The sequence below is a fragment of the Microbacterium sp. SCPM-O-B-15248 (M128) genome (assembly GCF_058214835.1).
Genome location: NZ_JBYQLI010000008.1, coordinates 168,600 through 176,942 on the forward strand (window position 1 = coordinate 168,600; position 8,343 = coordinate 176,942).

5 protein-coding genes are annotated in these 8,343 nt (G+C 63.9%); all 5 read right to left on the reverse strand.

The features are described 5' to 3' along the window. Positions 1-302: 302 nt before the first annotated feature. The 5 genes from AC3E6M_RS14145 to AC3E6M_RS14165 all read right to left on the reverse strand — a co-directional run bounded on the left by AC3E6M_RS14145 (position 303) and on the right by AC3E6M_RS14165 (position 7,891). A complete protein-coding gene (locus tag AC3E6M_RS14145) occupies positions 303-2,693 on the reverse strand; it encodes a VWA domain-containing protein (protein WP_490530288.1) in 2,391 nt (796 codons plus the stop codon). After that, entirely contained in the window at positions 2,690-3,691 is a 1,002-nt protein-coding gene (locus AC3E6M_RS14150) for a PASTA domain-containing protein (protein ID WP_490530290.1), read from the reverse strand. Before AC3E6M_RS14150 ends, AC3E6M_RS14145 begins: the two co-directional genes overlap by 4 nt. A 111-nt stretch (positions 3,692-3,802) precedes the next feature. After that, complete coding sequence (locus AC3E6M_RS14155; protein ID WP_490530292.1) at positions 3,803-4,606, reverse strand: Cof-type HAD-IIB family hydrolase; 804 nt, start codon at positions 4,604-4,606, stop codon at positions 3,803-3,805. A gap of 22 nt (positions 4,607-4,628) precedes the next feature. Next, a complete protein-coding gene (locus AC3E6M_RS14160; RefSeq protein WP_490530294.1) occupies positions 4,629-5,480 on the reverse strand; it encodes a pentapeptide repeat-containing protein in 852 nt (283 codons plus the stop codon). Between the two features lie 53 nt (positions 5,481-5,533). Beyond that, positions 5,534-7,891, reverse strand: coding sequence for an ATP-binding protein (locus tag AC3E6M_RS14165; protein ID WP_490530295.1), 2,358 nt, complete (start codon positions 7,889-7,891; stop codon positions 5,534-5,536). Between the last annotated feature and the right edge of the window lie 452 nt (positions 7,892-8,343).

Below are 8,343 nucleotides of genomic sequence, written 5' to 3' on the forward strand. Positions count from 1 at the left end.
CGGGGGATGCCGCTGACGCTGCCGCCTGGGTAAAGCCGGTCATGCCGGCTCGTTCACGCACGGCGCGGTTCCTGATTCGTCTTCCGGGCCAGCAAGCTGGGCTCGGGAGCTTCTACGGGCGTTTAGGCTCTCCACGCTTCCTCGGGCGCTCGTGAGGTAATTCACGGCGGCGTCGTACTCCCTGTCGAGGACTGCTCCGCAGCCCCATGTCCACTGGCGGACGTCGCTGGACAGCTCTCCGCCCCGGTTGCCTCAGACGGCGGCGGGCACGTGCGAGGTAGACGTCGCGGCACGCAGGATGGTTAGGAAGACTCTGCGGGGAGTGCGTCCCGTTTCCGAATCGACCAGCCAACCAGGACAAGTGCAACCGCGCTGAGCAGTAGCGCCAATGCAAGCGCGAGCGCACCCCACACCCACCACGGCGTCGGGAAGAGGACAGCCACCGGGATGCGCTTCTCGATGAACTCGCCGTCAGCGGACAGCGCTGAGATGACGAGCGTGTGCTGACCGGGCGGGATGTCGGCCGGGAGCACGAATGTCTCGTCTACCTTGCCGTCCATGTCCGCCAGCACGCTGCCGAGCACTGTCGGGTCGGAGTGAAGGACGACGGTCGACGACGATGCCGCTTGAAGGCCGCCTCCCTGGATTTGGACCGAGCCGCCCTGGAACAGCTGCCCGTTCGCTGTGCTCTGGATGTCGATGGTCGTCGTCCACGTCGACTCCAATGGCGGAAGAAGGTCATCAGTGAACTGCTTCATCGCCTCGTCGCTCACGGAAGGAGCGAACCGCTCAGCCGTCTTCGACCACTGGATCAACGCTCCGGTCACCGCTTCATAGCCTGACGCTTTCGGGTGGACCGATTCGGGGTGGGTGTCGGTCGGCTTCCAGTCGGTGAACACCCAGCCGTTGATGAACGCGTCGTCACCGCTTTCGCACAGTGTGTGGTCTGGTCGCACAGCACCTTCGACCCCGCTCGCGAAATACACCTCGTAGCCCTGGGACGCTGCGATCTTGACTCCTGTCTCGACGGACCTGTTGATGGTGTCTCCCAGCGAGTTGGCGAAGCTGACCTCGGACGAGTTGAACTGGTAGCAGCTGCCGTTCTTGGTCTCGTGGAGGATCTGAGGGTAAGGCAGGACGATGAGCGGAGCGTACGTTCCCCCACGCTTCGCCCGCATCTCTGGCGTGTTCATCGCCGCCCACGCTGCGCGATACGTCTTCGACAACGGGGTGGAGATCTGCAAGGCCGCGGTGATCTTGCTGCCCTGGTAGCTCTCGTTCATGCAGCCCTGCTTCTCGAGCGGGTGGATACACATGGTGACGACGTCGGCGAATCCGATGTCGTTGCCCCCGAAGGTCATCACTCCGACACTGGGCGCGACTCCCAGGTCTGTCATCTGCTGGATTTGAGAGCGACTTGCTCTATCACTGGTCCCACGCAGGTGCGCGGTGACCGCGCCGGAGCAGGCGACGATCCTCATCTCGGCCTCTGACAGGACGGTGCCGAGGTAGGTGTCAGCGTTGCGGTGGCAGTCGTAGGAGATCGCATCGGTCTCCGCCTGGTAACCGTCTCCCACGCCTTCACCCGACGAGTAGGAGTCTCCGAAGATGACGACCGGATTGTCGATGCTGACGCCATCAAACGGGGCTCCGAGGTCGCTCTTGCTGAACGATGCCTCCCTGACCCGGTACTCGCCCTCGAAGGCCGCGCGGACAGCGTTTGTGCCCCACGCGCTCATTGTGAACCGGGTGGTGGAGGTTGCATCAACGACTCCGGTGCCGATCGTCCAAGACCGCTCCACGGATGTCCCCACGGGGATGTTGCCCACCCTGACCACTGGTGGGATGCCGGCGCGGCGTTGTTCGGGCGTGCGGGAGTTCGAGAACGTGAGCGACACTCGCACGTCTTTCGCGTCTTCCCCGCCCTTGTGAGTGATGATCGCCGTCATCTTCGTTGAGCCGTCGGACATCGGCGCGGCGTCGTATCGCACTCTCAGTTCGAGCTGGGCTCGGACGAGTGAGTCGAGCTGTTCGGCGAGCTCGGCGCTGTCCCCCGCGTCGAGGTAGACGCCACAGGTGGCTTCGGCGACGCACGCGAGTTCCTCGGAGCCGGCGGCCGAGGTACGGAATCCGATGGTGGGTACGGTGACGTCGAAGCCCTCGCTCACGAGCTGCTTGGCGACGTCGCAGGGGGGCGTGCTGCAGGTGCTCTCGCCATCGGAGACGAGGACGATGGTCGCGGCGGTGTACCCGCGGTTCTTGAGGTCGTCGGCGAGCGCGCGCAGCGCCTCCCCGGTCGGGGTGCTCCCGTCGGCGGTGATGCCCTCGATGCTGTGGAGGACCGCGTCCCGGCCCGTTAGCGGGGCGGGTTCGTAGACGTATCTGCCCTCATCACAGCCGCCGGAGGCCGGGTAGGTGCGCAGCCCGAAGACGGTGGTGGAGCTGAGGTTCCGGACGATGTCACGGACGGCGTTCTTCGCACCGCGGAGCTTGAGAGTGCCGGCCCCGTCGTCCTCGTTCATGGATCCGGAGGTGTCCAGAAGCACGGCGATGGGCGCGACACCGTCTTTCGAGACCTCGGCGACGGACGGTGCCGGAGTCGGGACCGCAGTGGACGCGGTGGCCCTGACGGGTGCGATGAGGAGTGCAGCCCCCAGCAGCGCGGCGAGCGCTGCCGCGATGACGCGTGTCACTGCTCGAGCTCGGCTATCGCCGCGTCGGCACCCGCGACCGAAGCGCCGACCAGGACGACTTCGAGCTCAGCGGATGAGGTCGCTCGGACACTCAGCTGGATGACGCCGGTCACGGGGACGGAGATCTCGACAGACTTCCCGAAGGTGACCTTCTCCGTCTTCACGACGGCGCCGTCCGCGAGGATCTCGACGGTCGCCGATGTTCCCGGTGTCGCGTCATCGTCGATGCCTGCCGTCGCGGTGAACAAGTCGCCTTTCGCTCCGAGCGCCCATGTGGTCGTCGATGCCTCCGGCTCCGCGTCGCACTCGACGGCCGACGGATACTCAGTTCCACGGAGTGTGACCTGTCCTGTTGAGCGGCAGTCGCCGCTGAGACGTCGGAGATCTCCGAGGCCGATGGATGACCCTGTCGTGGCGAGCGTGACGGTGGCGGTGTCACCGAGAGGTTCGCCAGCGGCCGGCGACGTGTTGAGTACGGTTCCGATGGTCGCTTTCGCGTCGTACTGGAAGACGACCGTGACGGCCACACCCAGGTCTGAGAGGGTGGCGACGGCCTCCTGTCGGTCGACGCCGGTCAGCGTGGGCATGGTCGTGGGGACAGCCACCCCGATGGTGATAGCCGCGGGTGATGGTGTTCCGAAGACCGGCGACTGGAGGACCACCGTGCCCTCGGGAAGACCGGATGGCGCGTCCTCGAAGGTGATGATGGAGGCGGCGAACCCGGAGTCGGCGAGCACCTGCGCGGCCTCGTCCTGGGTCAGCCCACGTACGTCCGGCATCGAGGACTCGAGCGCGATGACCGGAGCCATGTCCGGCTCATCGGTCGTGTTCTGCTGCACGGCGATGAGTGTCTGATTCGCCGCCCACCAGCCGAGAGCTACCCCGCCCAGGACGAGCGCCAGCACCGTAGCGGCGGCGCCCCCCACAATCCACCAGCGCCAGTCAACCGGCTTCCGCGGCCTCGCCAGCTTCTCCGGCCCGCGTGTCGTATCGCTCATGAACAACCCCCAGCCGTCCAACACGTACGCAGGTCATCGTATGGGTTTCGGCGTCCGTCGGCGGACGTGATGTGAGCCCCGGATTCGAAGCGTTGCTCGACGCGAGACGGGTCAGGAACGCTGCAGCCATTCCTCCAGGTACTGCGCAACGCCGTCGTCGTGGTGCCGCGCTGTCGTTACTGTCGCCGCTTCGATAACCTCCGGCTTTCCATTGGCGACGGCTACAGAGGTACCGACGGCGGCGAAGGCGGGGATGTCGTTGTAGTTGTCTCCAAAGAAGTAACAGTCCTCGATGTCTACTCCGAGTTCGGACGCGGCTGCGGCGACGCCCATCCCTTTCGAACAGTCGGCATTGGCGATCTCAAGGTACGTGTCCTTCGACCGGTACGTCACCATGCTCCCGACTGGCGCCAACAGGGCCTCGAGCCCGTCGACCAGGTGGGCCTCTCCCATGCACATGATCTTGTGGGGCGGATTAGTGTCGACTCGTCCTGAAGCTATGTAGTCCTGCGACGAAAGGGCGCGGGGACGCACTCCGGTGTTGTTGATCTCGCGGGCGGTCCACTTGTCGTCTCCCCAGACGTGCCAGTCCTCGCCGGAGAAGAAGCTCGCATGAAGATCCACTTCGTCGCAGTACTGTGCGACGACGCGGGAGTCATCGGGCGTTATGGATACGTTATGCACAACCTCGCCTGCGCGAGAGAGGACGAGCCCACCGTTGTAAGCGATGAGCGGCTCGTCGACGCCGTCGTACATGCGCTCAAGGATGCGCATTGACTCCGGCATTCGCGAGGAACAGAGAACGAAGTGATGCCCAGCTGCGCGAACGTCTCTGATGGCCTGAGTAGTGCGTGCGGAGAGCGTGCGCTCTGGGTTCAGAAGGGTTCCGTCGATGTCGGTGAAGAACAGCGCCACGTGTCTATCTCCTTGTGTCGGCCTATGCGAGGCGGTCGGGGATCGCTGGGAGTCTGGTTCGCTCGTCAGTGAGTGGATCGCGCAGTTCCAGCCCGTCCATGCGGGCGTCGCGTAGGTCGGCTCCGCGGAGATCGGGTTCGCTGAGCGTTGCGTCTCGAAGGTCGGCGGCTCGTAGGTCGGCGTCACGAAAGTTTGCCTTCACGAGGCGTGCCCCGCGGAAACTTGCGGCGCGAAGGTCAGCGCCCTCGAAAGAGGTGGAGTGGCCCCTAGATTCGGCGAAATCAGCGCGCTTCATCTGCGCTCGATGGAGCTCCGCCTGATCCAGAATTGCGCGCGTTAGACGAGCTTCTTCGAAGTTCGAGTCGGGCAGAAGCGCACCGGTGAAGTCCGCCGCGGACCCTGATGCGCCAGACAGGTTCACAGTGGGCCAGCGCACGTCACGGGCTGTGAGATGGTCGACGACAGTTCCGTGAAGGTTGAGGCTCACGCCACTGGACGTTGCCAGATTGGCGCGGGTGAGGTCCGCTCCGCGGAGATCTGTTCGGTCGAGACTGGTGAGGCTCAGGTCGGCCCCGATGAGGCTGCGGGAGGAGAGGAGAATGCCTGAGAAGTTTCGTCCCCGTGCGTTCACGTCGGAGAGATCCGTAGCCGCGACGAGTGACTGGACGAACGCATTCTCCTCGGCAAGGCGCCGGTCGCGATCCTTCTCGCTTCTTGTAATCAGCCGTTCGACATACAAGAGCGCCATACCGATAACGGCACCGACGCCGAGGTTGATTCCGAGGTCGGAGTACTTGTCGCCTTCCTTCGGGCCGAGCCACCACATCGTCATACCCAACGCGAATATCGCGATGATGACAAGAAGGGCAGGCATGGTCGACTGGCTGAACCTGAAAAGAACCCGCTTCACTGCGGAACCGATCCGCCTCACAGCGCAGGGACGTTCTCTTCCAGCGCTCCGCGAATAGCGGACGCACGATCTTCTTCGCCGTTCGCGTCGAGTTCGGCGGAGATGATCTCGAGGATCTCGTTCGCCTCGCGAGTTTCTGCCGAAGCTGCTGTGCGGAACCACTCGAGTGCGCGCTCTTTGTCTCCCACGCGTAGCGCGATCTCGCCGAGGACGATGTGCGTCTCACGGATTCCTTGCACGTATCCGATGGACTGATGACCGTAGAGTGCGTGCTCGGCAGCGGCATTCGCCTCCGCGAACGAGCTCCCATCGGCGCCTGCTGCCATGAGGAATGTCGCCTTGTATTGCCAGCCGATGGCTTGAGAGCGCGCGGATCCCACCTGAGCGCTCCATGCAATGACGCGCTCGATGTATTGCAGCGCCTCCTCTGGTTTCCCCGCCCGCCGGAGGGCTTTGGCGTAAGGCACGAGGAATCGGTGACTCGCAACACGCCTGTCCACGGCGTCAATGGCTTGCCGGTACAAGGATTCGGCCTTGGCGAAGTCGCCTGAGACTCGGGAAAGCTTGGCCTTGTTTCGGAGGGTCCGTGCTCGGAGCGGTCCCATGGGAAGATCTTCGTGCATATCGAATGCGGCATCGACGTTCGCAACGTACTGACGCCGATGAACCTCCGCCTCCCGAGGAAGCACCCCCGCCTGCTGCTCGTACTGCCGACCGTGTAGTTCGGCAAGGTCACAGAGGACTTCGCACAGCGCAACGGTGTCGCTCAGACTCTCGGCGAGACTTCGGCTCTGCTCGTAGGCCTCGAGCGCTTGCCGGGTCTCGCCTTCGAAAAGGAGTACGTCTCCCAGCAGGTCCAACGCCACGACTCGGATTTCAGGTGCGTGCCCCGCGTCAGTCAGCTGAGCGAGTAGCCGACCTGCGTCTTCCACTTCGCTCGCGCTGATATGAGCGGTCACGAGTTCAAGCTGGATGGAGGCGCGTGAGTCGTCGCCCTCAAAGATGACAGCTTCGGAGGACTCCAAAGCTTTCGCGAACAGCGCCGCCGCCTCAGAGGCTGCTCCGGTCGCGTGAGCGTTCCGCGCCGCGCGGAGGAGGTAAGGGAAGGCTTCGACGGGCTTGGCAGCGAGGTAGAGATGTTCTCCAATGAGTGCGTCCCAGTCCTCGTTTGAGCTGGCGCGCAGATTGGAAATCACGTCGGCGACCTGGGCGTGCAGTCGCCGCTTCCTGAGACCACTGAGTTGGGCGTACAGGACATCACGGATCTTTCCGTGGGAGAACTCGAACGATTCGTCCGAAGTCTGCAGCTCGCGGATGAGGTCGATGTCGAGGAATTTCTCCAGGTCTTGAAGAAGCTCGTCTTCGCCAGCTTCCATCAGCCCGTGCAGGACGGCGAACGCGAAGCGCCTCCCGACTACGGCCGCGAGCTCAAGCTCGCGGCGTTCTTCAACATCGAGGAGATTGAGCCGAGACGCGATGACTTCCTCAACGGAGTCTGGGATATCCCACGAGCCAATATCACCATCGAAGAGCCACACGTCGCCGTCCTGGCGCAGAGAGACTCGGCCAGACCGTGGATCTGGCGAGCAGAGCATCCGGATCAGTTCACGTGTGAAGAGGGGGTTACCCTCGGTCTCTTCGAAGAGTTTGCGGGTGACTGCGTCGGGAAGGTCAGTTCGTCCACCAAGCAGCGCTTCGAGCAGCGCCCGAAAACCTAGACGGTCAAAGCCACGAATCTCGTGGCTTTCGTAGACGCCCTCCATTCGCCGTGCAGATGCGATAACTGGCCGTACCGGATGGGTGGAGTCGGCGACTAGGTCGGAGCGATACGCCCCGAGAATAACAACTGGTCCCTCGGCAAGCCTGGATACGAGACAAATCAGTGCGTCGGCGCTCCCGGCATCGAGGTGTTCCATATCGTCGACGAACAAGATCTTTGGCGGTGCCTCGCCTTGACGGTATGCACCCATGATGACGTTCGTGAACGTCGCAACAATAGCTTCTCGACGGCTCGCGGGGTCTGCCGAAATCGACTCACTCACGGCCGCCATCTCGACCTCCGACGAAGCTGGACCGAACTGAGTAGCCACGAACTCGCCTGCTGGGCGGCCTCGCGTAATCTGCCGCACCAGCTCGCGAACGGGAAAGTAGCTCATGCCCTCGTGGAACGGCTCACAGGCAGTGCGAAAGGATTCGAAACCCATTTGGACAGCGGCGGCGATCACAGCCTCGGCCAGGGCCGATTTACCCGCGCCGCTCGCGCCGTGAAGCATGACGACCGCACCAGCAGGATCCCCGCGGCGAGAGCCCACGCGCTCGAGGGTCTGCCTGATCTTCGCCAACTCAGCCTCACGCCCGTGAAGACTCACACCCATATCGCGCTTCCCCGAATCCCACGCCCGTGCGCGCCTCCCCGGGCGCTGACGCGGTCAGTATAACGAGCGTCGTGACCGCGCTCGTTCGCCGGCGGTTGACGCGTCGATGGCGGCTCCGCTCTAATGCCGTTACGCACCTCCCGGCCGAACGTCGAGCCTGCGTTCCGCGTCGAGCACGCTAGCAGCGCAGAAACCAATCGAGGCCGGACTCGAAGCGCCGCGCGCGAAGAAGCGCAAGCCTCGCGGTAGCTTCGCCCTCCAGCGCGTCACTCATCAGCGCGGACCCGCGAACGAACTCCTGCCCGAACGTAGCCCGCTCCGGCCAGGGACCACCAACTACACCAGCGGCTCGAAGGTCGACGCCAGCATGCCTAGAGGCGGGTAGCGGGGTCGACCTTCGAGCTTTCGCGTCCGTAGCCATCCCAATCCGACGACCGTGTTCGCGCCAACAC

Coding starts and splice junctions, on each gene's coding strand:
- AC3E6M_RS14150 (WP_490530290.1), bottom strand. CDS start 3,691: ATGAGCGATACGACACGCGGGCCGGAGAAGCTGGCGAGGCCGCGGAAG.
- AC3E6M_RS14160 (WP_490530294.1), bottom strand. CDS start 5,480: ATGCCTGCCCTTCTTGTCATCATCGCGATATTCGCGTTGGGTATGACG.
- AC3E6M_RS14165 (WP_490530295.1), bottom strand. CDS start 7,891: ATGGGTGTGAGTCTTCACGGGCGTGAGGCTGAGTTGGCGAAGATCAGG.